General features: G+C 49.9%; 19 protein-coding genes. 11 read left to right on the forward strand and 8 right to left on the reverse strand.

Translation table 11 applies throughout. From position 1 onward, the window contains the following. The first annotated feature begins 21 nt into the window (after positions 1 to 21). The 5 genes from AC6R03_RS06650 (at position 22) to AC6R03_RS06670 (ending at position 6,388) form a co-directional block, all read left to right on the forward strand. The gene (locus tag AC6R03_RS06650; RefSeq protein WP_500630242.1) at positions 22 to 1,491 is read left to right on the forward strand and encodes a transposase; all 1,470 of its coding nucleotides are present in this window, start codon (positions 22 to 24) and stop codon (positions 1,489 to 1,491) included. Between the two features lie 139 nt (positions 1,492 to 1,630). Next, complete coding sequence (locus AC6R03_RS06655; protein WP_500626215.1) at positions 1,631 to 3,085, forward strand: hypothetical protein; 1,455 nt, start codon at positions 1,631 to 1,633, stop codon at positions 3,083 to 3,085. 12 nt (positions 3,086 to 3,097) lie between these two features. Beyond that, entirely contained in the window at positions 3,098 to 4,678 is a 1,581-nt protein-coding gene (locus AC6R03_RS06660; protein ID WP_500630243.1) for a diguanylate cyclase, read from the forward strand. 205 nt (positions 4,679 to 4,883) lie between these two features. Next, a complete protein-coding gene (locus AC6R03_RS06665; protein ID WP_500628891.1) occupies positions 4,884 to 5,258 on the forward strand; it encodes a DUF3302 domain-containing protein in 375 nt (124 codons plus the stop codon). Next, positions 5,258 to 6,388: an HlyD family secretion protein gene (locus AC6R03_RS06670; RefSeq protein ID WP_334552891.1), complete on the forward strand. Its 1,131-nt coding sequence runs from the start codon at positions 5,258 to 5,260 to the stop codon at positions 6,386 to 6,388. Before AC6R03_RS06665 ends, AC6R03_RS06670 begins: the two co-directional genes overlap by 1 nt. A gap of 79 nt (positions 6,389 to 6,467) precedes the next feature. Here the strand turns inward: AC6R03_RS06670 and AC6R03_RS06675 are convergent, their stop codons facing one another. Beyond that, on the reverse strand, positions 6,468 to 6,824 hold the full coding sequence (locus tag AC6R03_RS06675; RefSeq protein ID WP_334552893.1) for an acyl-CoA synthetase: 357 nt from the start codon (positions 6,822 to 6,824) through the stop codon (positions 6,468 to 6,470). A gap of 183 nt (positions 6,825 to 7,007) precedes the next feature. Between AC6R03_RS06675 and AC6R03_RS06680 the strand changes: the two genes are divergently transcribed. Next, positions 7,008 to 7,913 carry a DMT family transporter gene (locus AC6R03_RS06680; protein ID WP_500630244.1) on the forward strand — a complete coding sequence of 302 codons (906 nt, stop codon included), beginning with the start codon at positions 7,008 to 7,010 and terminating at the stop codon, positions 7,911 to 7,913. A gap of 45 nt (positions 7,914 to 7,958) precedes the next feature. On the opposite strand, the gene AC6R03_RS06685 is transcribed toward AC6R03_RS06680, so the two are convergent. Next, complete coding sequence (locus tag AC6R03_RS06685; protein ID WP_500626218.1) at positions 7,959 to 8,414, reverse strand: GNAT family N-acetyltransferase; 456 nt, start codon at positions 8,412 to 8,414, stop codon at positions 7,959 to 7,961. 346 nt (positions 8,415 to 8,760) lie between these two features. Here AC6R03_RS06685 and AC6R03_RS06690 point away from each other — a divergent pair, with 346 nt between their 5' ends. Beyond that, a complete protein-coding gene (locus tag AC6R03_RS06690; protein ID WP_500630245.1) occupies positions 8,761 to 10,194 on the forward strand; it encodes a methyl-accepting chemotaxis protein in 1,434 nt (477 codons plus the stop codon). Positions 10,195 to 10,295: 101 nt separating this feature from the next. Here AC6R03_RS06690 and AC6R03_RS06695 read toward each other — a convergent pair whose 3' ends face one another. Next, positions 10,296 to 11,060 (reverse strand): ferredoxin--NADP reductase, encoded by a 765-nt coding sequence (locus AC6R03_RS06695; protein ID WP_500630246.1) that lies wholly within the window; start codon positions 11,058 to 11,060, stop codon positions 10,296 to 10,298. 173 nt (positions 11,061 to 11,233) lie between these two features. Between AC6R03_RS06695 and AC6R03_RS06700 the strand changes: the two genes are divergently transcribed. Further along, entirely contained in the window at positions 11,234 to 11,674 is a 441-nt protein-coding gene (locus AC6R03_RS06700; RefSeq protein ID WP_500630247.1) for an acyl-CoA thioesterase, read from the forward strand. A gap of 81 nt (positions 11,675 to 11,755) precedes the next feature. On the opposite strand, the gene glgB is transcribed toward AC6R03_RS06700, so the two are convergent. The 3 genes from glgB to AC6R03_RS06715 all read right to left on the reverse strand — a co-directional run bounded on the left by glgB (position 11,756) and on the right by AC6R03_RS06715 (position 18,873). Further along, positions 11,756 to 13,930: a 1,4-alpha-glucan branching protein GlgB gene (gene glgB, locus AC6R03_RS06705; protein WP_500653655.1), complete on the reverse strand. Its 2,175-nt coding sequence runs from the start codon at positions 13,928 to 13,930 to the stop codon at positions 11,756 to 11,758. Positions 13,931 to 14,138: 208 nt separating this feature from the next. Next, positions 14,139 to 16,319 (reverse strand): 4-alpha-glucanotransferase, encoded by a 2,181-nt coding sequence (malQ, locus tag AC6R03_RS06710; RefSeq protein ID WP_500630249.1) that lies wholly within the window; start codon positions 16,317 to 16,319, stop codon positions 14,139 to 14,141. A 100-nt stretch (positions 16,320 to 16,419) separates the two neighbouring features. After that, complete coding sequence (locus AC6R03_RS06715; RefSeq protein ID WP_334552905.1) at positions 16,420 to 18,873, reverse strand: glycogen/starch/alpha-glucan phosphorylase; 2,454 nt, start codon at positions 18,871 to 18,873, stop codon at positions 16,420 to 16,422. Between the two features lie 556 nt (positions 18,874 to 19,429). On the opposite strand from AC6R03_RS06715, the gene malT reads away from it, so the two are divergent. Beyond that, entirely contained in the window at positions 19,430 to 22,138 is a 2,709-nt protein-coding gene (gene malT, locus AC6R03_RS06720) for an HTH-type transcriptional regulator MalT (RefSeq protein WP_500630250.1), read from the forward strand. A gap of 120 nt (positions 22,139 to 22,258) precedes the next feature. Here the strand turns inward: malT and AC6R03_RS06725 are convergent, their stop codons facing one another. Then, positions 22,259 to 22,615 (reverse strand): YibL family ribosome-associated protein, encoded by a 357-nt coding sequence (locus AC6R03_RS06725; RefSeq protein WP_334552909.1) that lies wholly within the window; start codon positions 22,613 to 22,615, stop codon positions 22,259 to 22,261. A 370-nt stretch (positions 22,616 to 22,985) separates the two neighbouring features. Here AC6R03_RS06725 and AC6R03_RS06730 point away from each other — a divergent pair, with 370 nt between their 5' ends. Next, complete coding sequence (locus AC6R03_RS06730) at positions 22,986 to 24,647, forward strand: methyl-accepting chemotaxis protein (protein WP_500630251.1); 1,662 nt, start codon at positions 22,986 to 22,988, stop codon at positions 24,645 to 24,647. A gap of 81 nt (positions 24,648 to 24,728) precedes the next feature. On the opposite strand, the gene AC6R03_RS06735 is transcribed toward AC6R03_RS06730, so the two are convergent. Beyond that, on the reverse strand, positions 24,729 to 26,342 hold the full coding sequence (locus AC6R03_RS06735; protein ID WP_500630252.1) for an NAD(P)/FAD-dependent oxidoreductase: 1,614 nt from the start codon (positions 26,340 to 26,342) through the stop codon (positions 24,729 to 24,731). A gap of 190 nt (positions 26,343 to 26,532) precedes the next feature. On the opposite strand from AC6R03_RS06735, the gene fdxA reads away from it, so the two are divergent. Continuing rightward, positions 26,533 to 26,856 carry a ferredoxin FdxA gene (gene fdxA / locus AC6R03_RS06740; RefSeq protein WP_334553421.1) on the forward strand — a complete coding sequence of 108 codons (324 nt, stop codon included), beginning with the start codon at positions 26,533 to 26,535 and terminating at the stop codon, positions 26,854 to 26,856. Position 26,857: the final 1 nt, after the last annotated feature.

The raw sequence follows: 26,857 nt of genomic DNA on the forward strand, positions 1-26,857 counted from the left end.
GATAGTCCCGAGGGGGAGAGAGTGACAACTGGCAAACTGCCAAAGGAAGCAGATGGGTTACAGCTCAATTTTTGTAAAACATTGGCGTGTGACAACTTTGGATTGAGTGATGCGCATCGTTACGTTGTGCAGCACGCTAACCCTAAACGACCTGCGATGGTATGTCGGGAGTGCGGTGCTTTCCCCCCCTTACTTAACAATCAAGATGTGCTGACTGAACTGCAACGTTTACGCCAGCTACACAGCGATGGGCTGCCCGCTTGTCGCCAACCTGATTGTCCCAACATGGGCCTTTCGGTCCACACACATAAACACCTCTACCACGCGTTTGGCTACAGTGGTGATAGGCAACGCTATCGTTGCAAAGCGTGCCAATCGACCTTTGTCGATAAGTGGTCAGGGGCGAACAAAAAACGTCAATTTCAAGAAAACCTGCTTGGATTACTGTTTACGGGTTATTCCGTGCGTGAAATCTGCCGCAAGCTTTCCATCAACCCCAAAACCTTTTATGACCATGTTGACCATATCGCCAGCCGCTGCCGACGCAAGCTTGCCATGATTGACGCTCGTTGGGTCAACCACGCTAAACACTACGAACTCGCATCTCACTACGTCACCCTGCAACCGAAAAGTAATAACGGCGTATTGTGGTTTGCCACGGGTGAAGCCCACAGCGGCTACATTTTGTGCCAACACGTCAACTACTCGGCCAATGAAGAACCCGTTGGTGGTATCGATCATGACCCGTACCAAACGCCTGCGCGTTTTGTCTCACGCGATCACTGCTCTGAGGCCAACCTGCCCGTGCCAACGCCACCGAGCGATCTTCGCGAGCGCATCGACCAGCAGTACCAAACCATTTTGGCGCGAGGCAATGTGGAAGACCCCATGGGCAACCTCACCGTCTTCCATTACCCCTCTAAAGGGGCATTAATCAGAGCACCGTACACCTCGTACGCCCATTTCTTACATGTGCTGGATTTGTGTCAGGGCGACCGCCAAGTTTCCATCTATCTACCGCAAGACCCAGTGCTTCGATCTGCAGCACTTAGCATATGCCTACCTAGAATTCAGCGTCAAAATATCGACCTTATGTATGTGGAAGAAGATCCACAGTGGTCTCTGAACCACAGTTTGGACAAAATCGACATCGTGCACATGGGTTGGTGGCGCGATCGCTGGGCGATTACTTCCGATGGTCAATACGCCAAGGGCATTTGCTATCTCGCAGGACAAGATAATCGACCTAACTACTGGCTGCGCAGGGCTTCCATTCGTCAAACGGCGTTTTTCCAGTCTCGTTTTCAAACGCTCTTTAGCGGTTTTATCAATGAGCCGCGTCGCAAACTCAGACCGGGTGGTCTGCTGCCTATGTTGGATATTTTTAGAGCGTGGCATAATTTGTGCTACCAAGACAAACAAGGCATGACCGCAGCGCAACGGCTTGAATTGACTCAATCCCCTTTGACACTGCGTGAGCTGCTTTCATAATAAATAGAAGTGTGACGCATCCCTGTAAAAGGTGGAATGTTTGATGCTTTTGATAGTCGTAAACCCGTCAATGTTCATATTATACTGGGGTTTAGTACTAAAGTTTGATAGGTTTACTTAGCGGTAAGGGATTGACTCATTGGAAAAAAGCCAACGCCTACTCGACACTGAGCTTGAACAGCTAAAAAGTAAGATTGAATCCGATCCGGACAAAGTCTTCGCTTCCGCTGAGCAGTGCTTAGCGCGCGCCGCCCAAATCCTCTACCCACCCGCCGAGGTGAAAAGCCTCATCGTAATGGCGCGATGCGCGTGGGCATCGATGGACTACCGCAAAGGACTTCGCTACATCAAAGAGGCGCACACTAAACACAACGCCCTCGATACCGATGACCTGCTTCCTGAAATTCTGCACGTCTATGCGCTCCAATATTGGGGCCAAGCCAAATACTACTCTGCTCAACAATACTGGATTAACTGCCTTGAGCAGTCCGCACTGGTGGATGAAATTGAGTATCAAATCGAATCTTTGATTGGGTTGGGCAACATTTGGCGCATTACCCAAGAGTACGGCCTTGCCCAAAGTACTCACGAATTAGCGGTCATGGTGGCCAACCATAATCGCATCGCTTGGCTTGAGGGCAAATCGCGTATTTTGCTCGCTTGGGATCTCTACCTACTCAACAACTACGTTGAAATGCTTTCTGTTTTGGATGGCGCATCAGACTTACTCTATGATCACGAAGACAAAACCTGGCTGGCAGAGATTTGGGATTTCCGCGGACTTGCGCTGCTGGGGCTTGAGCGTATTGAAGACGCAGAAGAAGCCACGCGAAAAGCCCACGATCTTGCGGTGAAACACGATTTGGTGTGGATGAAGTCTCACTCCTACATTAGCCGAGCGAGACTCGAACTACTACGAAAAAATCCACAAAAAGCGACAGAGTTACTGATTCAAGCTGAGCAGTCCGCCAAGTCGTTTGATAATGGCGAGCTGTTATCACAAATCTGTTTCCAGCAGTCGCGCGTCGCAGAAGAGAGCGGTCAATATCAAGCGGCACTCGCATCATTCAAAAAATACCGTGACCACTCCATTAACATGCTGCGCGAGCAAACCGCACGCGTATCAAACGATAAAGCACGCGCATCAAAGCGTCAGCTAGAGCAACGAGCGCGCAAACTGATCAACCGCATCAGACGTCAACACGAGTACGACCCAGAAAAACACCTCACACAAATGGTGTCTGAGACGTTTTGGTGGGAACAATTGGTGCTGTTTAAGACCGAGTTGAAGCACGCCAATCACGCGGTGATTATGATCCAGCACGACGATCCGCTCTATTTGGATGTGTGCGCCGAAATCGCCCATTCACTGTGTAATAACCGCGATTTGTTGTCTCGCTTGAGCAGTCAACGCCTTGGCTTATTGATTGCCGAAAAAGGCAGTGACGCCATCAGCGTTTTTCAGGTTCTCACCAAAATGATAGAAATGTACCCTTGGCATCGACGCGGATTGAGCCAATCGCTGCCAAAAGTTGTGTTCAGCGACATTCTCTCCTTCCCGTTCACACTAGAACAGCTCGAAGAAAACGTGTAGGAGGAAAACAGCATGGAAAGACTCCTCAATAAAATTTCAGATTCTGGCCTTGATCCCTCCTCCGTCTCTGGCGAAGAAGCGCTGATTTTTTGGGACCACGTTCGCCGACATATCGCCACCACACCCCAAGAAAAAGCCCAGGCCTTATTCATTAGCGCCGAATACCGCAGCGAGCTCAAGCAATTGCAGGCGAGTATTGATGAGCTGCAAACCTCGCTGAAGTTTCTCGCTCTGCCCAAAGATGCCGAGATGGTGCTCGAAGTGCGCAATAATTTGGCTGAGCGTTTGGTGGAAAACGGCGATTACTATGGCGCGTTAAACCAATACGCCAGTGCCACAACGATCGCAGTAGAGAGCAGTAACATTGATGCGTATGTACTCGCGGTATTGGGGATGGGCAATCTGTGTGATGCCTATGGCGATCACAATCGCGCGCTGCGCTACTACCAAAAAATCGACAGTATTGACCATGCAATCCAAAGTCGCTCGCTACGATTGCGCTATAAGCTCTATATGCTGGCTTGCTATATCGAGCTTAACCGTCTCACCGCGGCCACCGATTTGATCAAAGAGTGTGAAGAGCTCAGTATCTTGGTCAGCGACAAAGTGTTAGCGGGGCAGATTTTGCTCTATCAAGCTAAGCTATATAGACAAAGCGACGAAGCAGAATTGGCGCTTAAATCACTGGGCAACGTACAATACTCAGCGGGCAACATTCACTCCGCCTGGCTCTCTACCATGATCAAAATCGAGCTTGCTTGTTGCCTCAATGACTTTGGCAAAGGCCACTTGGCCAGTTGGGTACTGCACCAAGCGCATCGCCGTATCGAGCGTCAACCCTCACCGTTATTAAACCTTAAGCTATCCAACTCGATGGCTCATGTCTCCGAGCAGCAAGGCGACTTTAAACGCGCCCTCGAATTTCAAAAACGCGCGTATCGCATCGAAAGCGATTTGATGAAAAAAATCCCTATTGGTGAGTTGGGCGCGAGTCAGCTGCGCAAATTGTCACGCTTTGAATTGCAGCTCAAACTGATCCTCTCTGAGCTTGAGAATCGAGAGCTCAAAGAGACCACTGAGAGCCAAAAACACACTGTGGCTCAGCTTCAGCAAGACGTGTTTACCGATCCGCTCACCTCCTTGCATAACCGTCGCTGGCTCGACGTTAAGCTGAAAGATCTGCTATTACACGAAACCCCCTTTGCCCTGTTAGTCGTCGATATCGATCACTTTAAGTCCATCAATGATGAGCTCAGTCACCTAGTCGGTGACAAAGCGATCGTCAATGTGTCTCACGAACTGGCGGCCTACTTTAAGTTTCGTGGCGCCTCCTGTGTGCGATTTGGTGGCGAGGAGTTTTTGGTGATTCTGGAAAACGCTTCCCTTGAACAAGCTGCCCTGCATGCCGAAAATTACCGCGAAAAAATCTACCAGTTTGGCTGGCATGAAATCCTCGGAGAGCGTGGCCTCACCGTCAGTATCGGCATTACTTTGCACCGAGAAGGGGAAAACACGCAGCGTACCTTCTACCGAGCTGATAAAGCGCTCTACCGCGCTAAAGCCAACGGCCGAAACCAAGTCTGCACCGAATAACTCTCTTCAGCGCGAATAGCGGCACTACCACGGCCTTGTTCGCGCAGTCCATCCTCTTGCTCTGCTCTTTTTGTCTGAATATTCTGATGTTAATAATCGTGAGCGAGTTTGCATCTAATTTGTTGTTTTTATTTCTATACTTTGTAGATAACTGACAGTACCCTGTATGGATTGTTTTCATTAATAAAGAGATAAGGACGTTGCCATGTTTTTAGACTACTTCGCACTTGGTCTACTCGTCTTTGTTGCCTTAGTGATTTTCTACGGCATCATCGTCATTCATGACATTCCCTACGAAATCGCCAAAGAGCGCGAACATCCCCATCAAGATGCGATTCACTACGCGGGTTGGGTGAGCCTATTCACACTCCATGCGTTGTGGCCATTTCTATGGATTTGGGCCACGCTGTGGCGCAAAGAACGTGGTTGGGGTTTTCAGAAATTGGAAGCCGAACAGCATGATATGCACCACCGCGTCGATGCGCTGATCGACCAAGTCACTCAACTGCAAAAAGAAGTGGCTGAGCTGAAAAAACAACAATCTGACCCAGTCGCATCAACGGATGAGGAGCGTAGCTAATGGATCTCTTACTGATATTAACCTACGCGGCTATTTGTATTACCATCTTCAAAGTCTTCAAGATTCCGTTGAACAAGTGGACCGTACCGACAGCGGTATTAGGCGGCGTAGTACTGATTGGCACCTTGATCTTGTTGATGAACTACAACCACCCGTTTACCCAAATTGGTAACCAAGTTTTCTCTAGCACGCCGATTGTTTCCGGTGTACGCGGTCGAGTCATTGACGTTCCAGTAGAGCCAAACGAGCCATTGAAACAAGGGGATGTCCTGTTCCGCATTGATCCCATCCCTTACCAAGCGGAAGTCGACAAGATCAAAGCGCAGATCAAAGAAGCGAGCCAAGACGCATTGGGTCTTGAATCAAATCTACAAGAAGCCGTGGCAGACAGAGAACGAGCCATTGCTGATCGAGATAAAGCGGAGCGCGAGTTTAGCCGTTATCAACGTGGGTTTGACAGAGGCGCGTTCACCGAGCAACAACTCGATACCCGTCGCCAAGCGTTTAAAGCCGCACAAGCCGCTGTCGCTGCCGCCGAAGCAAACGTTCAGCAAGCTCAAATCTCGCTCGATTCAGAGATCGGTGGTGAGAACACCACAGTCGCGCGCTTGTTGGCCGAACTTCGCCAAGCCGAATTTAACTTAGAGCAAACGGTCGTGCGTGCGCCAACTGATGGTTTTGCCACTCAATTGGCTCTGCGCCCAGGGGTCATGGCTGTGCCGCTTCCGCTGGCGCCCGTGATGACGTTTGTCCATACCGAAGAGATCATCTACACCGCGGCATTTCGCCAGAACTCGTTGCAACGTTTAGAGCCTGGATACGAAGCCGAGTTTCTCTTCCGCGCCTTACCGGGCAAAGTGTTTAAAGGGGAAGTGGTGGATGTGCTACCAGCGATTGGTGAAAGCCAGTTCCAAGCGCGTGGCGCCCTACTAGGGACAGATGCACTGCGCACCAGCGGCCGTGTGTTTGTCACCCTGCGTATTACCGATGATTTATCGGATTACCATCTGCCACTGGGTACCGCTGTCGAAGTTGCGGTCTACTCAGATCGATTTGAGCACGTGTCTATTATGCGGAAGGTTTTGATTCGCATGAAGAGTTGGCAAAACTACCTCTATCTCGATCACTAACCGTCAATAACGATTCAGGGGCCAATTGGCCCCTGAATTTTTTGCTCTGTCCGTCATTAAAAGCGACGTGTAGACATCGCTAGGCAATATTGAGAAATAGCTCATCGTCTGTCATGTATTTATGTCGACTACCGCTGTTTCTAAGATGCATGAACATAAACTCTGGAAAGCCTGGTGCCAACAGATCATTGGGTTCCCATACTATGCCGCCGACAAACACGTAGCGGCCTTGTTTTTCTTCTTCATGCAGTGGATTGTTTAACGGCGTCGAAAGTTCCGGTCTTACGCCCTCAATCACACACACCACCTGCCCCTTCGCAATACCAATCACTCGCTTAACCAAGTTTGCTTTCACGCCACATTTCCATGCTTGGCGAGTGGCCATCTCAAAGCCTTGCTTTTTCACGCCTTTTTGAATGTTTACGATGAGGTTCATAGTGGGGAGTCTCTTTGTCATACTGCGATCACGCTCTGAGCATATAGCAACCGCAGCGCGTCACCTAATAGTATTTCTTCCCGTGTCGATAGAATTGGCCAGAATCGGAACCTGCATTCACTATTTCATTGCCTTATTCAGTCACTTGCGTCACATTGAGTTGACCAATGGAAGGAATCGACAATGAGTTATGCCAGTTTTATCCGTCTAATGATGCTTGCTGCTATTTGGGGTGGCTCATTTCTTTTTATGCGCATTGCGGCCAATACGTTTGGCCCCGCCTATTTGATTGAATGCCGCGTCGGCTTTGCGGCGCTGAGCTTATTGTTGGTCTCTTATTCTCTCAAGCGTTCTCTGCCCTTTCGCCAATACTTTCATCACTTTATGATCATTGGCCTGTTTAATACCGCGTTACCGTTTCTACTGTTTGCCTATTCAGCACAAACGCTCAATGCATCGACGCTTTCTGTTCTCAACTCAACCGCTGTCATTTGGGGCGCGCTTATTGGTGTGGTCTGGCATAAAGCACCGCTGACCAAACGTGTGGTTCTAGGCATGGCACTTGGCATCTTAGGCGTAACCGTGTTGGTCGGCGTTGACACAATTCAGATTGGTACACAAGCGCGTCTACCCGTTATGGCCGCAATATTGGCAGCGTTCAGCTATGGGATCGCCACCAACTACACCAAATCGGCGCCAAACGTCGCCTCCTTCGACAATGCACATGGCAACATGTGGGCTGCGGTGATCTGGATACTACCTTTGCTGCCTTTCATCCCGATGCGCGGGGCACCGACGGAAGTTGAGATGGTGTCGGTGGTAGCGTTAGGCGTCGTCTGTACTGGGGCGGCGTACCTACTCTACTTTCGCCTGGTTGCCGACGAGGGTGCGACCTCTGCCCTCTCGGTTACTTTTCTTATTCCGGTATTCGGGATTTTGTGGGGCGCGTTGATTCTCGATGAGCCAGTCGGCTGGTCTACCCTACTCGGCACTGGTTTAGTGCTAAGCGGCACCATGTTGGTGACTCATTTTTCACCCCTCTCCTTGCTGAAAAAAAGGACCTTAGATCAAGATCTCGCCGCCAAATGACGGCGGGACATAAGTTGCCATGACACCTATCCCATAGACATAACATCATAGGGTTAAAGTCATAAAGCGGCTATTCGGATCGGGGGTATACTCAGCAAACGGTTCGCAATAGTGAAAACCAAACTTCTCATATAAGCGGCGAGCGGGCTCAAAGAACGCCATGGATCCAGTCTCTAAACTGACGCGATGCAACCCAATGTCACGCGAGTAATCCAGTACGTGCACCAATAAACGAGACGCGACGCCCTGTTTGCGAGCTTGATCGCTCGTGCGCATCGATTTCAGCTCACCGTGTGTGTCATCAAGCTGTTTCAATGCTGCACAGCCGAGTAAAACGTCTCCGTGCCAAGCCGTCCAAAAGGTCACTTCTGGCGACCGCAAGCGGCTCACATCCAATGCGTGAACGCTGTCTGGCGGCGATGTCGCGTTCATATCCTCAAGATGTTGGGCAAGCAAGGTGATAACCGATTCGTGCTCCAACTGACCTATCATTATTTTCATTGACGTTCCTACTCACTTCAATCGTGTGTTTTTATCCTGATGCCGAAGACCTATCGGCATAAGCACAGATAAAGCAAGTTTAGAGCCAGATATACGACGTCTATCGTTCGCAATCGACCAACACTCGCAGTGATGAATTGCTTGCAGTGATAAATAGGGATCCAAGTCTCAATAAACGAAAAGTTCACTAAACATTTTTCAAAAATACGCGATGATACTCACATAAATATACGTTCATTGCTTATTATTTACATGGATTTGCCGATGCAGTGGTAACCCACTCACCACCGGGTGGCTAGGTAGTAGCAGAGCAAACCGTGCGACGAACAAGAATAGGAAGTCACGAATGAAAGAAGTTGATTTTAGAACCATTGATAGGCTCTTCATCAAAATGTCTATCAACGACAAGATGTGGACGATTTTCGCCATTTTTCTTGTTGCCTTAACTGCGATTGCAGGTGGACGTTACTACGCGACAATTGACGCGCTAGAGCACAACGCCATCTACGCCGCAGAGCAAAGATTGGCCGGGATACTCGCTGCGGGCACCCCTGAGAGCATTAGTGCACAGAAAAATGTGTCTAAATCGACTTCGATGGCGCCTGCTAGCCTCAATAATGGTGTCGTGAAGGTCACCGCGCGAGCCGCGGATGGCAGCCACTATCAACTGACGGTCAATGCCACTCAAAGCCTTGAGCAAGGCAAATCTGCCGCACTGACCAGTTTCGCATTGAGCTACCTTTGGGTCATCCCGTTTGCGGTGTTCAGCTATTGGGTCGCTACGTTTATTGGTGGCGCGCTTTGGGTGCTCTATACCACTACCGAGCGTATCGGTGAAGGCGATTTAACGTCGCGCTTAGGCTTCCACCCTGGTCGTGATGAATTCGGTACCATTGGCTGCGCGCTGGATAAAGCCATGGATACCCTGACTGAACTCGTGGTAACGGTGAAAGAAAATGCGACCACTCTCAGTGAAACCTCTGCCTCCTTCGAGCAAGAGATGAAATTGAGCGAGTCACAAATTTCAAGCCAGTACGCCTCACTTGATTCGGTGGCAACCGCGATGGAAGAGATGACGGCATCAGCGAAAGAGGTATCGAACATTTCTCAGCAGGCGACGTCGCAAACCGAGAACGATACCCAACACATTGATGGTAGCCACAAGCGTGTCTTGTCTGCGATTCAAGAGATCGACAAGCTTTCTAGCTACATTGAGCAAGCGTCTTCTTCTGTATCTAGCCTGAATGAGAACACCACACAGATTAATGAGGTGATCACCACCATCAATGCCATTTCTGAGCAGACCAACCTCCTCGCGCTCAACGCGGCGATCGAAGCGGCGCGTGCCGGTGAACAAGGTCGCGGCTTTGCGGTAGTGGCCGATGAAGTTCGGACACTCGCCAGTCGTACTCAAGCGGCGACCGTTGAAATTCAATCAATGATTGAGAAGCTGCAATCAGAAAGCCACAACATCGCCAATATTACTGAGCAAACCGTTGCCCAAGCTAAAACTAGCAGCGATTTGATTGCCGAACTAGGCAGCGATGTCCAATCCATCGCCGACTCAGCCCGCTCTCTCATGGATATGAGTATTCAGATCTCGACCTCAGCAGAAGAGCAAAGCGCCGTGGCGAACGACATCGCCTCAGAGCTCAGTGATATTCGCACCCAATCGAATACCATTCGTAGTGTCGCAGAGCAAAGCTCAATGGGCGTCGCGAACCTGACCAAAGCGTCGTCATCACTGGCAAGCATTCTCAAGCAGTATCGTACGCAGTAAACCTTCGCGTATTACACTGCCTAAACATCGAAAGCCGAGCGCAGTTTTCTGCCGCTCGGCTTTCTTTATCCTTATTCTGCTGTTTATACTTACCTGCGTTGCTACCAATACCGCTCGAAGATGATGTTGCCACCCGTGGCGCGTCGATACTTATTCAGCCCCATCTCCACCAGCGTTTGTTGAGTATCTTTAATCATTTCAGGATTACCACACAGCATCACAAAACTCTGTTCGGGCGCCAAAGAAACATCCGCACTGCGGAGCAGCGCACCACTTTGCAGCAGTTGAGGAATTCGGCCGCTAAGGTGTGTGGTGTCAGGGTCTCTTGATACGACCGGCAAGTAGCGCAGACGCCCTTCGTATTGCTGTACCAATTGATCAATCAAGTAGCGATAGACCAACTCTTTCTCATGACGCACCGCATGAACCAGCACAATCTCATCACAATTGGGGCGAAAATTCATGTCATCCAACAGAGAGAGAAACGGTCCGATGCCGGTACCTGTCGAGAGCAGCCAGAGGTTTTGAGTCTGTTTGGGTATGATGTCAAACGTCAGGTCGCCATAGGCCTCTTTGCCCACGTAGACGCCATCACCGGTTTGCAGCTGTTGCAGTTTCGGCGTCAGTTTACCTTCTGGATGCGCGACGATTAAGAACTCCAGCATATCACTGGTATTGAGCGGTGCATTCACCAATGAGTAGGCGCGCGAAATCATGTTGCCTTCGTCATCAAGCAGTCCCAATTTAGTAAACTGCCCAGCCTTGAAGGTCAGGGGGGCGCCGGTTAATCGTAAGCTAAATACGTTCGCCGTCCAGTCAGTCCGACGTTCTAATCGCGCTAAGTTGAAACCATCAAGTACCGCCATGCTACGCACCTCTTCTGGTTAACATTCCATTAACTTACTCTTTCGCACCTTTGAAGTAAAACTGGAACATGATTTAACCATCTAAGATCACAAATAAATAACAAAATAAAAACAACCCGACGCTGAAGTTCTAGAATATTTACTCCATCCACAATAAAAATTAAGAGAACCCTATGAGTGATCTGTTGAACGATTTTCCTGTCATCACTGAAATTCCCGTCGCATGGGGAGAGATGGATGCCTTGCAACACGTCAACAATGCGGTCTATTTTCGCTACTTTGAAACAGCGCGATTGGAGTATTTTGCCAAGATTGACTTGCTCGTGAACATCCAAAAAACCCAGGTTGGGCCCGTACTGAGTGAGACACAGTGTCGCTATAAACTGCCCGTCACTTACCCGGACACACTGTTGGTAGGCTCGCGCGTCATCGACCTCCAACAAGACCGCTTTACGATGGAATACCAAATCGTGAGCAAAAAACTGGGTAAAATTACCACCACCGGACGCGCCACCTGCGTCATGTTCGACTTCAAACACAACACCAAGGCCACCTTGCCAAGTCATGTTGCGCAGTTGATTCTCGCCAAACAAGAATCGCATCCCGCCCCATAAACGGCAAAAAGCCCGCCACAAAGGCGGGCAAGATCAATAACAGGAATGGCGGTGAATTCAACGAATCACCGTTTATCGACGTTACTGCAGTTTGTAGAACACCGTCGAAAGCGGCGGCAAACTTAGAAGAAGTGAGTGATCCAACCCTTCGCTGCTGACCTTCTCTGTCTTCACTTTGCTTTTCACCTCAAAACCACTTCCATGGTACTTATCATCGTCGGTGTTGAGCAACAACGCATACTCACCCTTGATTGGTACGCCCAAACGGAATCGCTCATGCGGCACTGGTGTAAAGTTCGTCACCACCAAGATTCGCTCGCCGTTTTCGCTTAAGCGTTCGTGCGCCAAAATGGAGGCGTCCGCCGCATCTTGCAAGCGCCATTCAAAGCCTTTTGGCTCACAATCCCACTCATGCATCGCCGCTTCATGCTTGTAAAGCAAGTTGAGGTCACGCGTGAGAGCTTGTACTCCTTGATGGCGCTCAAAATCGAGCAAGAACCATTGCAGTTGATCATCATGATTCCACTCACCGGTCTGACCAAACTCTGCGCCCATAAAGTTGAGTTTCTTTCCAGGCTGACCGTACATGTAGCCTAGGTAGGCACGCAGGTTTGCGGTTTGCTGCCACTCATCACCGGGCATTTTGTTATGGATTGAACCTTTGCCGTACACGACCTCGTCGTGAGACAGCGACAGCACGTAGTTTTCACTGTGCGCGTAAATCAACGGGAAGGTAATGGTGTTGTGATGGTATTTGCGGTGCACAGGGTCTTGTTGAATGTAAGAGAGCGAATCGTGCATCCAACCCATATTCCACTTAAAACCAAAGCCGAGTCCACCCATAAAGGTCGGTGCTGAGACGCCCGGAAACGCCGTCGACTCTTCCGCGATGGTCATGGCGTTCGGGAAGTGTTTGTAGACTTCTTCGTTCATCCATTTCAGCGTCGCGATAGCATCGTAGTTTTCGTTGCCACCATCGACGTTCGGAATCCACTGATCGTGACTGCGCGAATAATCGAGGTAAAGCATCGAGGCTACTGCATCAACGCGGATACCATCAATATGGAATTGCTCAAACCAGTACAAGGCGTTGGAGACCAAGAAACGACGGACATGCTCGCGACCCAAATCGTAAATGAACGAGTTCCAATCTTGGTGCCAACCGCGACGCGGATCTGGATCGTGGTAAAGAGGCGTACCATCAAAATTCGCCAGACCATGATCGTCAGAAGGGAAATGGGCGGGCACCCAGTCAAGCACGACACCTAGACCTGCAAGGTGACACTGCTCAACAAAATATTTGAAATCATCGGGCGAGCCAAAACGGCTGGTTGGCGCAAACAGACCAACAGGTTGATAACCCCAAGAGCCATAGAATGGGTGCTCGGAAACGGGCATCAATTCAACGTGGGTGTAGCCCATATCAACAAGGTAAGGGACTAGCTGATCGGCGAGTTCTCGGTAATTAAGGAAATCACCGTTGTCATCTCGGCGCCAAGAACCGGCATGCAACTCATAAAATGACAGCGCTTCAGTGCGTTTTTGCGTGACAGGGCGCCGCTGCCACTCACTGTCTTGCCACTCATAGCGAGAGTGATCGTAGGTGACGGAGGCAAAAGAGGGGTATTGCTCTGCGTACGCGCCCCACGGATCGGCTTTGTGCGGTAAGCCTTCGCCATTTGGCCCTTTGAGTTCAAACTTGTAGCTGGTGCCTTCAGGTAGATTAGGCACAAACAAGCCCCAAATACCGTAATCTAAGCGCTGCATAGGATGACGGCGGCCATCCCACTGGTTGAACTCACCGACCAAACTGCACGCAGATGCGTGCGGTGCATAAACAAGAAAACGCGTCCCAGAGATGGACTTGCCGTCACGCTCTAAGGTGACAAACTGCGCGCCCATGTGGTGATACATCTGCTTGGGGGTATGCAGTTCTTCGTATTCTGCATAAATGGTGTGATATTGGTATGGATCATCCACCCATTGCTCTGTCCCCTGCCAATCGACCACGAGTTGGTAGTGGGTAAAGCGCAAATCTTTAGCCACGGTTAATACAAAGCCTGAATCTTCTTCTCGCTGCAACTCAATGCGCGGTTCACCATCAATCACTAACTCGACTTTATCGGCTCCCGGCATCCAAACGCGCAAACTTGACGTTTTATCCTCAATAAAAGGCCCTAGAAATGAAAATGGGTCTGCAAATTGAGCGTGAGAAAGTTGGTTATATTTTTGTGTTTTTTTGTCAATCTTGGTCACTTTTTTCAAGTTATTCTCTCCCTAACCTAACCTTCCGACTGCAAGTATCATTGGTATCAATCATCCCATTATTAGCTGGGGGTACCACTAATATAAACAAAGCCCGCGGGAATAATGCGGGCTTAGATAGCTTAATGAAAGTTTACCGAATTGCTACCTTACATAGAGTGACGCATTCGATACTTTTTTACGTAACTTAAGCAAGTCCTTACTTACTCACCTTAGCACGTACTTCCGTAAGTTTACGAGCGATACGGTTTACCCCATCATTGGCGAATACTTCGTCGAGATTCATTGATAATTTACGACGCCAGTTCGGGTATTCGTTCACGGTTCCTGGGATGTTAACCGGCTTATCCATCTCTAACCAATCTTCCAACTGCACGCTGAGCAGAGTCGAAGAACCCGCAGCGACATGCAGTTGCAACGCTTCAGCTAGGTAAGAATCCATCGGTACGTACTGCGCATCTCGACCAACGCCTTCAGGCAGATAACCGTGCCATGCGACCGAGTCTAAAATCCCTTGCTTGCACTCCAAACGATCCGCAAACAGACCTTGTAGCTGCGCTTCGTTCGGATACAAACCCAACTCTTTACCCAGTTTCAAGTCATCACAGTGCCAGAAACCACGAAGCGTCGGCATGTCATGAGTACACAACGCAGACATTGACTGCTCAGCGTAGTGCTTAGGTGAGATAAAGCCGCCATCCTCTTCTGAAGTTTCGAAGAAGAACACTTTGTATGAGTGCACGCCCGCATCGCGCAACAACTCAACGATTTCGTCTGGCACCGTACCTAAGTCTTCACCAATCACACTACATTGATGACGATGTGATTCGAGCGCAAGGATCGCCAACATATCTTGGACAGGGTAGTAGATGTACGCCCCTTTCGTTGCGTTCTCACCCTTAGGGATCCACCACAGGCGCAGCAGCCCAAGCACGTGGTCAATACGCAGAGCGCCACAATGCTTCATATTGGCGCGCAGAAGCTTAACGTAAGCGTCATACCCCGTTGCTTGCAACACTTGTGGATTGAGCGGTGGTAAGCCCCAGTTTTGACCAAGCGGCCCTAGTACATCCGGCGGCGCACCAATGCTGGCATCTAAGATCAGGTTGCCATTGTCGGCCCAGGTTTCTGCACCTGAATCGGCCACACCGACCGCCAAGTCGCGGTATAGACCCACCGACATGCCTTTTTCTTCTGCTAGAGCCTGAGCTTCGTTAATCTGTGTGTCCGCGACCCATTGCAGATACATGTACAAATGGACTTTGTCTTGATTTTGCTTGATGAAGGCTTGCACCGCACTGTTATCAAAGTGGCGGTACTGCTCAGGGAACACCGGCCAGCCCCAGACGTTGCTGTCTTTAGCGTGCAGTTCACTGTGCAAGGCATCAAACGCGGCTTGGTGAAGTAGGCTGTCTCCACCCTCTTCGACAAACGATAAAAACTGCTGAGCGCGCTCAGTGTTCTTATCGAGATGGCGCTTTTTAAATTCCGCAAACAGCAGCGGTAACACGCTCAGTTTGAGCTCCGCGACTTCGCTGTAGTTTACCCAGTGAGACTCGCGCGCTTTTTGCAGGCGTTGCTGGAACTGAGCACTGCCCACTTGCTGCTGCGCCTCAACACTGAGCGCAAACTCAGGCACCGAGCTCACATCGATGTATAGGATGTTCAACCAGCGGCGAGAGGACGGGCTGTAAGGACTTGCCCCCTCAGGGTTGGCTGGGAACAAGGAGTGAATAGGGTTAAGACCCACAAAATCACCACCGCGCGAGGCGATATCGGCCACCAGCTGTTTTAGATCGCCAAAGTCACCCATTCCCCAGTTGTGTTGGGTACGCAGTGTGTAGAGTTGAACACTCGGGCCCCACATCTTCTTGCCCGACAGAATCGAATCTTGCTTGTAACACGCGCTTGGCGTCACAATTAAGGTCGCCTCATACGGGGCTTTACGACGCTTACGTACGATCGTGAGTTTATGGTAACCCCACGCTAAATCGTTCGGTAAGGCAAACACTAAAGGGCCACCCTCACTGCGCTCATCTCGCACGATTTGCGATTGAAGATAGCCTTCAAGTACCTCTCCTTGCTCAGTATCCAAACGCCAACTGAACTCACTTTCACGTGCGCTCGCGCCTAGATTCAAAGCCACTTCAAATGGGTCGCCATCGCGCACCACGGTCACAGGGTCCAACACATCTTTCTTGTGTTTACGCTCTGCGGACTTAAGAAGAGTCTCGTCGTTGGTTGTGTCATAGCCTAAAGAGTTTAGTAAGTGGAGAATGGTAGCCTCTTCCACTTTTGCCTCATCTCCCCACGCGCTCACGTAGCTGTCGGCAATTCTAGCCATTTCAGCGACTTGTTTTAATGCATTGTGATGTTTCATCGCTCTCTCCGAAGGACTGCTTATACCTTCAAATGTAGGGTTATTAAATCGTTATAAAGAATTGAGCCAAGGCGCGAACACCTTGGCTTTTTGAGTCGTTTTAGCGTTTAACCGCTTCCAACTTCCAAATATTATTAACGTAATCTCGAATCGAGCGGTCGGAGGTAAACTTACCGACCAGCGCCGTGTTCAAGATGGCTTTCTTCGCCCAGCCCGCTTGGTCTAGGTACTGTTTGCCCATCGCCTCGTGCGCTTCCACGTAAGACGCGAAGTCCGCTAGACAGAGGTACGGGTCACCGCCGTCGAGTAGGCTGTCATAGGTCGCGCGCAGTAGTCCCGGTTGACCCGGCGTGAACTCTTCACCCGCCAGTAGATCCAGTGACGCTTTGAGCAGTGGGTCTGCGTGGTAGTAATCGTATGGGTTGTAGCCAGCTTTCTTCAGTGCAACCACTTCGTCGACTTCAAGACCGAAGATGTAGATGTTGTCGTCGCCGACTTCTTCACGGATTTCGACGTTTGCCCCATCCATAGTACCGATAGTCAGCGCACCGTTGAGTGCCATCTTCATGTTACCCGTACCGGACGCTTCTTTACCGGCCAACGAGATTTGCTGAGACACGTCCGCCGCTGGGATGATGATCTCTGCCATGCTCACGCGGTAGTCAGGGATGAAGACGACTTTCAGCTTGTTGCCGATGCGTGGGTCGTTGTTGATCTTCTCAGCAATCTTGTTCACTGCGAAGATGATCTCTTTCGCCAAGTGGTAACCCGGCGCCGCTTTTGCCGCGAAGAAGCAGACGCGTGGCGTACACTCAAAACCCGGCTCATTAATGATGCGGTGGTAGAGAGACAAGATGTGCAGCAAATCAAGGTGCTGACGCTTGTACTCGTGCAGACGTTTGATTTGCACATCGAAAATCGCGTTGGTATCGAGCTCGATGCCCATGTTGTCTGATACCCACTTAGCCAAGCGCTCTTTGTTCTCTTTCTTCACCGCCATAAACGCTTGTTGGAACTCGGCGTCATCGGCGTATTTCGCGATACCTTCAAGTTGCTCAAGCTTCGCTGGCCATTCACTGCCGATTTTGTCGGTGATCAGCGCGGATAAACCTGGGTTACAGAACTTCAGCCAACGACGAGGCGTAATACCATTGGTCACATTGTGCAGACGCGTTGGGAACATCGCGTGGAACTCTGGGAAGAGATCTTTTTTCACCAACTCTGAGTGCAGCGCCGCTACACCGTTCACCGCGTAAGAACCGATCACACACAGGTTTGCCATGCGAACCATACGGTTGAAGCCTTCTTCGATGATCGACAGCTTCGCTTGCTTCTCACCATCACCCGGCCACATTGCGCGTACTTCTTGTAGGAAGCGATGGTTGATCTCAAAAATGATCTCCATATGACGCGGTAGCAGACGTTGAATCAAAGACTCTGGCCACGTTTCCAATGCCTCTGGTAGAAGTGTGTGGTTAGTGTACGCGAAGGTTTGCGAACTGATTTCCCACGCTTTATCCCAAGATAGCCCTTTTTCATCGAGCAAAATGCGCATCAATTCAGGGATAGCAATCGTTGGGTGAGTATCGTTGAGCTGAATCGTTTCTTGCTTTGGAAGATCCGCAAGTGCAAAACCCGCTGCTTCGTGACGACGTAAAATGTCACGTACCGATGCTGCTGAGTGGAAGTACTGCTGCATCAAACGCAGTGTTTTGCCTTTCTCATGGTTGTCATTCGGGTACAGCACTTTAGTAATGTTGCCGGCGTCAATCAGCGCGTGCTGCGCTTCGAAGTAATCGCCGTTGTTGAAACTTGCCAATGAGAATGGCGCAATCGCCTGACATTCCCACAAACGCAGCGGGTATACCGTGTCAGATTCATAACCGACAATCGGTAAGTCCCAAGGCATCGCTTTCACGCTCATGCCCGGTACCCATTTGCGTACTTCTTTGCCGTTCTCGTAACTCACTTCAACGCGGCCGTAGAAACCAATTTCTTGCGCTAATTCTGGGCGCGCGACTTCCCACGGGTAGCCTTCGACACCACGCCAAGCATCCGGTGCTTCTTGCTGACGTCCGTCAACAAAAGATTGCTTGAACAGACCGTATTCGTAGTGCAAACCGTAACCAACGGTTGGGAACTCTTGCGCTGCACAAGAATCCATAAAACACGCCGCCAAACGACCTAGACCACCGTTACCCAGAGACGGGTCGCGCTCTTCTTCCAACAAGTCGGTCAGGTTTTGGCCCAGTTCGGCCATTGCATCTGTGATCTGCTCGTAGAGACCTAAGCTGATTAGGTTGTTACCGGTTAAACGACCGATAAGAAATTCAAGAGATAGGTAGTTGACGCTTTTCGCGTTCTTGATGCGTGGGTCTTGCTCTGTTTTCAAAAGATCCAGCGTTGTGATCTCTGCCAGGGCTTTACCCATAGCAAGGTACCATTCACGCGGAGTTGCGGTGTCTACGGTTTTCGCGTAGGTCGCAGAAAGGTGCATTTTAACGTCAGCTTGAAAGCTGGCTTTATCAAATTTTTTCTGTTGAGTAGGTTTCATTAGAGAAATCTCACTTATCGGTTTCAATCCATCTGAGACATATCGTGCAATGCTCTGTCTTGCAAAACATCCTCCTACTTAGGTAGCGATTTAGGAGGAGGAGTCAGGGCGTAGAGGGCGTAATTCACAACAAGCAGTGATCCAACTCGCAATAAACCGATGAGTGAACTGGACTCTGTTGATTAAGATCACACCATGACCCTAAACGACCTTACCTAAGGTGTATGAAACTTCGTCGAAATCAAAAACTGGCAAATGAAAAATATGCAGCGTGAATCACAGAATGTTTTCATCCTGAGTGCAAATTACACGATTTTTCGTGCAAAGCATGAGTTGAGACAAGTTTTATCGAACAGGTTTATGTGATTTAAATCACAAAACAAGGGCGTAGAGACGCACAAAATGTGAAATATGCGAAAAAGTCGCTCTCCTCACATAACAATCCCACCAACTCTTAAGTAACATCCCACTCAACAACAAAGATCGAACAAAAAACAACCCATCTTGCCGTCGTGCTCGCTGACACGTTCACTGACAATAAGATAAGGATGAGAAGATGTGGATTCCTTCGAAACTCACGCGTCCTGGCCGTTTACACAACGCCATCGTACGCCCAAGAGTTCTTGATTTACTTCAGCAAGCACCCTGCTACAAACTGGTGCTGTTTCGCTCGCCTGCCGGATACGGTAAAACCACCATGGCCGCCCAGTGGCTCGCCGACAAACCTAATGTCGGCTGGTACAGCATCGATGAAAGCGATAATGACCCGTTCCGCTTCATGAACTACCTGCTGCAAGCCCTAAACAAAGCGACCAATCAGGCTTGTCCGAATTCGCAGAAATTGGCCGAAAAGCGTCAATTTTCCTCACTTCACTCCTTGTTCAGTGAAGTATTTGCGGAGATGTCCGAGTATTTTAACGAGTGTTATGTGGTCCTTGATGACTACCACCTCATTTCTGACGATGAGATCCACGAGGCGATGCGCTTTTTCCTCAAGCACATGCCCGACAACCTGACATTAGTCGTCACCAGTCGCGCCGCGCCGCCACTCGGCACGGCCAATTTACGTGTGCGCGATCTGATGATTGAGATCGGTGACGAGTTGCTGGCGTTCGATACCGAAGAGACCACCCGTTTCTTCAACCAGCGCATCGCCGATGGCATTGATGATGCCACAGCAGACAACCTGCGCAACTACGTCGAAGGTTGGCCATCGGCCCTGCAGTTGATCGCCCTTCAAGCGCAAGGTCAAAATCGCACGTTGGCGCAATCGGCTGAGTCTTTTTCGCAGTTTAATCACGCGCATCTGTGGGATTATTTGGTTGAAGAAGTGTTTGATCTGCTCGACCAAGAGACACGTCAGTTCTTACTGCAATGCTCGGTGCTGGATCACTTCAACGACAGCATGGTGGCGGCGCTGACTCAGCGTGATGACGCTCTCAGTATGATTGAGTCTCTCAACCGCTATGGGCTGTTTATCCACCCGCTTGAAGGTGAACAAAACTGGTATCGCTTCCACAATCTATTTGCCGAGTTTCTTGCACATGAGCGCTCAGCGCGTATGCCGCAAAAAGAGCAAGAGCTGCACCAAGTCGCCGCGCGCGCTTGGCTCAAACAATCCTCGCCCCATGAAGCACTCAAACACGCGCAAGAAGCCAAAGACAGCCAACTGATCGCCGATATTTTGAGCCAGTTTGGCTGGAAAATGTTCAATGGTGGTGAACTTAAAGCCCTAGAGCAGGCCATTGATTCGTTATCGCCGGAGCAGCTCTACAGCGAACCGAAATTGTGTATGTTGCAAGCGTGGCTCGCGCAGAGTCAGCACCGTTACAACGATGTCGGTGACTTACTTGCCAAAGCCGATGAGCAAATGCGCCAGTTCAACGTAGTACTCAACAGCAAAGAGCAAGGTGAATTCAACGCCCTGCGCGCGCAAGTCGCCATCAACCAGAACCAACCAGAAAAAGCGTTGGAGCTGGCTGAGCTGGCACTGAGCCAAGTTGACAGCACGGTCTATCGAAGCCGCATTGTTGCGACCTCGGTCGTCGGCGAGGTCAATCACGTCCTTGGCCGTCTCAGCCGCGCGTTGCCTATGATGCAGCAAACAGAGAAACTGGCTCGCCAGTATCAGGTCTATCATCAGGCGCTGTGGGCGATGTTACAGCAAAGCGAGATTTTGATAGCACAAGGCTATGTGCAAGCTGCGTACGAAGTGCAAGATAACGCCTTCAAACTGATTGAAGAGCAACAACTGCAGCAAGTACCGATGCATGAATTTTTGCTGCGAGTACGCGCGCAAATCCTCTGGTGTTGGAACCGTTTGGACGAAGCCGAAGACTGCGCGTTCAAAGGCATCGATGTACTGGGCAAACAGAGCCCAAGTAAGCACTTACATAGCTATTCGATGCTGGCTCGCATTGCAATTGGCCGTGGCGAGCTCGACCGAGCCGCGAAATACATCGACCATATTTTGCATCTACTCAAACAATCAACCTATCACGTCGATTGGACTGCAAACGCATCACTGTCGTTGATTCTGTTTTGGCAAGCACGCGGCGATCTTGACTCAACGAAGCAGTGGCTCGATACCGCCGTGAGACCAGAAACCGCCTGCAACCACTTTACTCAGTTGCAATGGCGTAATATTGCACGAGCGCAGATCAATTTGGAGCAATACGAAGACGCGCAGCAAACGCTCGAGTTCATTCAGCAAGAAGCGGCAGACAAGCACTTGCTGACCGACACCAACCGTAATCTGATTGTCCAAGCGGTATTGGCGATTTCCAAACAAGATGAAGAGAAAGCGCGTCAATTGCTCAAAGAAGCCCTAAAACTCACCAATCAAACGGGAATGCTGGGTAACTTCTTGGTGGATGGCGCCAAAATTGGTCACATCCTTAATAAACTCAACACCAAACAAGAGCTTGGTGACCTTGAACGTCACCGCGCGCAGCAACTGCTGAAAGATATTTCCACCACGCAGCGCAGCCGTTCGGTTCATTTTGATGAGGAGTTTGTCGAGAAGTTGGTCAATCACCCGAACATTCCTGAATTGGTGCGCACCAGTCCATTGACGCAACGTGAGTGGCAAGTGCTCGGACTTATCTATTCGGGCTTTAGTAATGAGCAAATTGCACAAGAACTCGATGTGGCGGGCACCACCATCAAAACCCACATCCGTAACTTGTATCAGAAGCTCAATATTGCCAACCGCAAAGAAGCGGTCAAAACCGCAGAGAATCTGCTGCAATTGATGGGCTACTGATCCTATCGTCTAATGCAAAGAGGTCGCCCACATTGGCGACCTCTTTTTCATTTCATCTTGTCACTGCCTAGCCTCATATCACAGAAGCTCAGGATTGCGCACTGTGGCATTGTCCATGTGCTAGAATGATTTCGGTGCGAAGCCTGTCATCACTTCCAAACGCAGCTCTTTGCCGAGTTTTGTCATCGGGTGTACCACCACCAAGCCACGAACGGATTTTTTCAGCTTACCGAGATCCGCTTGCTCAGCCTTGGTAATTTCACGAGAAAACGGCATGTCGAGCAAGCTTTTGCGCTCTTTGTTCATGTCGTACTTCTGCTTACCTTTTAGAGAGTTCAACTTCTTGGTCAAAGACTCCACGTCATCAGTAAATTTACTGATCATCTCATCGTCTTGACGGCTTTTTGCTGCATCAAGTTTACGATTAGCGCTGTCTAAACGGTTGTGAAGTTGCTGGATCTCTTGCTTTAAGCTCATGGTGTGGTTCTCTGCTGGCACTTGGGGGCGGCGAGTGTAGCATAGTGAGGCAGCCCGACCTAGCGCTATCGTTCAATCACGACTTTTTCACCCCGAACCACCGCTGTACTGTCGCTGTGATTTCATATGAGATCACAAGCATTTACAACAAGATAGAACTGCTCCTACCAGCGATAGAATCGGTGATATTCCACACAATTTGTTCAAAAAACAGTAACACAACTATTCAGCGTCACATTGTGCTGTCGATATATAGGCTACTCTTAACTCATAAACCTTTGGTTGACCAACACTACTTTCATAACAACCAAGGTGTGACAACGGCTAGGTTACATTAGATAACCGCATGATAATAAACAGGAAGTTTTGTATGAGTCTAACAATCAAAAGCCGCCTATACATATTAGCGCTTGTACCCCTTATCGTTATAGCACTGGGCATGCTTAGCTTTACGTACATCAAAACCACAGAACTCAATCAAACACAGATTGAGGTTACTCGTGAGAACATGATGAACATGAAAAAAGCCGAGCTGAAAAACTACGTGCAGATGGCGCAATCTGCGATCCAGCCGTTTCTTGACCAAGGCGCTTCGCTTGAAGAAGCGATCCCAACCTTGAAACAGCTCGAATTTGGTGATTCAGGCTATATCTTTGGTTATGACTCCAAAGGTATCCGAGTTGTGGTCGGGAAAAGCGATAAAGGCATTGGCGACAACTTTTACAATTTGCAAGATCAGCAAGGCAACTACTTGGTTCAAGACTTGCTGAAAAACGCCAAAACCGGGGATTACACCACCTACTACTTCCCTAAACCAGGCGGCACCGTCGCACTGCCGAAGTTAAGTTTTTCCATTTTTATCCCACAGTGGGATTTGATGCTCGGGACGGGTTTCTACACCGATGACATCGATGCGATTATCGCTGAAATGGAGATGGCGACCACCTCAGCACTTGAAACCACCTTGTCTGCCATCGCCCTGTTCTGCTTGGTGATTGCCATTTTGGTGGCGATTTTTGCTGTCACCGTGAACCGTACCATCATGTCACCCATTGAACAATTTGATGCCTCTATCAGCTCATTTGCCAGCGGTGAAGCGGATCTCACCGCACGTATGGAAGCATTCAAAGTACCTGAGTTTGCAAAACTCAGTACCAACTTCAATGCGTTCGTTGCCAGCTTACAACAGATCATTCGCAGCGTGAGCGACGTCGGTCAGCAAGTATTGGCTGAAACCAACAACATGACTCAGCGAGCGACGCAGGTCGATGAACTGGCTTCAGGTCAACGTGAAGAGACCGAACAAGTGGCAACAGCAATGACGGAAATGACCACAACCGCATCTGAAATTTCCAACAACGCAAGCCAAGCGGCGAACTCGGCCAAGGAAGCCGACGATAACGCCAAAGAAGCGCGTCAAATCGTCAACTCTGCCGCCAACTCAGTGGAAGCGCTGGCTGAAGAGGTGATGCAAGCGGCGTCGGTGATTTCGCGTCTAGAAGCCGACGTGCAGAATATCTCTTCATCGCTGGAAGTGATTCAAGACATCGCTGAGCAGACCAACTTGTTGGCCTTGAACGCTGCCATCGAGGCTGCGCGCGCGGGTGAACAAGGTCGAGGCTTCGCCGTGGTAGCCGACGAAGTACGTAAGCTGGCCAGTCGTACCCAAGACAGCACCGGTGAAATTCACAATATGATTGAAAAACTGAAAGCCGCTTCCGATGACGCCGTACGCGCGATGGAATCGAGCCAAAAACGGGGTTCAGCCACTGTTGAGGAAGCTAATGCGGCCACCAAAGCGTTGATCCAAATTCAGGAATCAATCGATACCATTATGGACATGAACTCGCTGATTGCGACTGCGACCGAAGAGCAGAGCCTTGTCGGTCAGGAGATATCGCAGCGCATCGTGGTGATTTCAGACCAAAGCTCGCAATCTGCGGATCTGGCCAATGAAAACCGCCAAGGCAGTAATGAGCTCAATGGTCGCGCCAACGAGTTGTACCAGCTAGTGAGCCGATTTACGGTGTAAATTGCCCTCAAAAAAACGGCCCATCGCAAGATGGGCCGTTTTTATTGGATGCCGTTCTGAGGACGCGTACTTTAAAAGCGCTTAGTTAGCCTCTGACTGCGTCATCGCAATGGCGAGCGCTTCCGCTACCTTAATGCCATCAATGCCCGCAGACAAAATTCCGCCCGCATAACCCGCGCCTTCCCCAGCTGGGAAGAAACCTTTTAAATTGACACTTTGGTAATCTTTACCCCGTGGAATACACACCGGCGATGACGTTCGCGTTTCTACACCAGTGAGTAGCCCATCTTCCGTCGCAAAGCCTTTGATTTTCTTGTCAAACGCAGGGATTGCTTCACGAATCGCTTCAATCGCAAAATCCGGTAACGCTTTGGCTAAGTCGGTCAATTTAATACCCGGAGTGAACGAGGGTTCTACCTCACCCAGTGCGCTCGGATCGCGCCCTTTAAGAAAATCACCGATCTTTTGCGCCGGCGCATCATACGTCTCGCCGCCAAGCTCATAAGCCGCCGACTCTAATTGACGCTGGAACTCAATCCCAGCCAGTGGATGGCCTGGGTAGTCTTGCTCTGGGGTAATCCCCACCACAATCGCGCTGTTAGCGTTACGCTCTGCACGTGAATATTGGCTCATGCCGTTAGTGACCACGCGGCCCTCTTCTGAGGTCGCAGCCACCACCGTGCCACCTGGACACATACAGAAACTGTAAACGGTGCGACCATTTTTACAGTGGTGCACCAACTTGTAATCTGCCGCGCCTAAAATCGGGTTACCGGCATTTGGACCAAAGCGCGCTTCATCGATCATCGATTGTTTGTGTTCGATACGAAAACCGACCGAGAAAGGCTTAGCCACCATCTCCACACCGCGCTTATAGAGCATTTCAAACGTATCGCGGGCACTGTGACCTACGGCCAGCACCACGTAACGAGACTGAATTTTTTCGCCATTGGAGAGCGTTAACCCCGTGATCTGGCCATTATCAATGTGGATATCATCAACGCGCGTGCTAAAACGAATCTCACCGCCGAGCTCAATGATTTTGGCGCGCATCTTTTCAATCATGGTCACTAGCTTAAACGTGCCAATGTGCGGCTTACTCACGTAGGCGATCTCTTCTGGCGCGCCCGCTTCCACAAACTCTTTGATCACTTTGCGACCATAGTGTTTTGGATCTTTGATTTGGCTGTAGAGTTTACCGTCAGAGAAGGTGCCTGCGCCGCCCTCACCAAACTGCACGTTCGATTCAGGATTCAACGCACGTTTACGCCAAAAACCGAAGGTATCTTTGGTGCGCTCACGCACCTCTTTACCGCGTTCAACGATGATAGGTTTGAAACCCATTTGCGCCAGAATCAAACCCGCAAACAAACCGCAAGGGCCAAAACCGATCACCACTGGGCGCTCGGTCAAATCCGCCGGTGCGTTGGCGACAAATTTGTATTCCATATCTGGCGTTTCTCTGACGTGAGGGTCGCTGACAAACGCCTCAAGCACCGCGGCTTGATCCGCCACTTCAACATCCAGCGTATAAATCAGCAAGATTTGCGTTTTTTTGCGAGCATCGTAGCCACGTTTAAAGACATTAAAGGAGAGGATCTGATCGGCGGGAATCGCCAGTTTTTTCACGATCGCCGCGAAAATAGCGTCTTCCTCGTGATCCAAAGGAAGTTTAATTTCAGTTAAACGTATCATACGAGTATCTCAGTTAGGGTGGTGTCTTAGCGGCGCTGTCTACCTACACCGCTCACAATGGCGCGCATTTTACGTCAACTCGATTGGCCTGTCATACGAAAACCACTTTTTGTCTCGGCTGAGGATTGCTCAAACGCAGCGGGATGGGTATTATCGCCGATTCGAAAATGAACCAAGATGAGTGCGCACCATGGCCTTTGTCGTGACTGATAACTGTATCCAATGCAAATACACAGACTGTGTCGCGGTCTGCCCTGCTGATGCCTTCTATGAAGGCCCAAACTTCATGGTGATCAGCCCTGTAGATTGCATTGACTGCGGCTTGTGTGTACCTGAATGCGACGCCAACGCCATCTTCCAAGAAGAAGAACTCGCGGAAGATCAGCAAGTCTTTATTGAGTTAAATGCCGAACTTGCCGAGCTGTGGCCCAATCTCACTGAAGTCAAACCCGCCATGGACGAGGCTGAAAAGTGGAATGGCGTGCCCAATAAGCTCGGCATGCTGGAGAAATAGA

The sequence above is a fragment of the Vibrio sp. R10-SG-ISO4 genome, assembly GCF_059834135.1.

Coding starts and splice junctions, on each gene's coding strand:
- AC6R03_RS06660 (WP_500630243.1), top strand. CDS start 3,098: ATGGAAAGACTCCTCAATAAAATTTCAGATTCTGGCCTTGATCCCTCC.
- AC6R03_RS06665 (WP_500628891.1), top strand. CDS start 4,884: ATGTTTTTAGACTACTTCGCACTTGGTCTACTCGTCTTTGTTGCCTTA.
- AC6R03_RS06670 (WP_334552891.1), top strand. CDS start 5,258: ATGGATCTCTTACTGATATTAACCTACGCGGCTATTTGTATTACCATC.
- AC6R03_RS06675 (WP_334552893.1), bottom strand. CDS start 6,824: ATGAACCTCATCGTAAACATTCAAAAAGGCGTGAAAAAGCAAGGCTTT.
- AC6R03_RS06680 (WP_500630244.1), top strand. CDS start 7,008: ATGAGTTATGCCAGTTTTATCCGTCTAATGATGCTTGCTGCTATTTGG.
- AC6R03_RS06685 (WP_500626218.1), bottom strand. CDS start 8,414: ATGAAAATAATGATAGGTCAGTTGGAGCACGAATCGGTTATCACCTTG.
- AC6R03_RS06690 (WP_500630245.1), top strand. CDS start 8,761: ATGAAAGAAGTTGATTTTAGAACCATTGATAGGCTCTTCATCAAAATG.
- AC6R03_RS06695 (WP_500630246.1), bottom strand. CDS start 11,060: ATGGCGGTACTTGATGGTTTCAACTTAGCGCGATTAGAACGTCGGACT.
- AC6R03_RS06700 (WP_500630247.1), top strand. CDS start 11,234: ATGAGTGATCTGTTGAACGATTTTCCTGTCATCACTGAAATTCCCGTC.
- malQ (WP_500630249.1), bottom strand. CDS start 16,319: ATGAAACATCACAATGCATTAAAACAAGTCGCTGAAATGGCTAGAATT.
- AC6R03_RS06715 (WP_334552905.1), bottom strand. CDS start 18,873: ATGAAACCTACTCAACAGAAAAAATTTGATAAAGCCAGCTTTCAAGCT.
- malT (WP_500630250.1), top strand. CDS start 19,430: ATGTGGATTCCTTCGAAACTCACGCGTCCTGGCCGTTTACACAACGCC.
- AC6R03_RS06725 (WP_334552909.1), bottom strand. CDS start 22,615: ATGAGCTTAAAGCAAGAGATCCAGCAACTTCACAACCGTTTAGACAGC.
- AC6R03_RS06730 (WP_500630251.1), top strand. CDS start 22,986: ATGAGTCTAACAATCAAAAGCCGCCTATACATATTAGCGCTTGTACCC.
- AC6R03_RS06735 (WP_500630252.1), bottom strand. CDS start 26,342: ATGATACGTTTAACTGAAATTAAACTTCCTTTGGATCACGAGGAAGAC.
- fdxA (WP_334553421.1), top strand. CDS start 26,533: ATGGCCTTTGTCGTGACTGATAACTGTATCCAATGCAAATACACAGAC.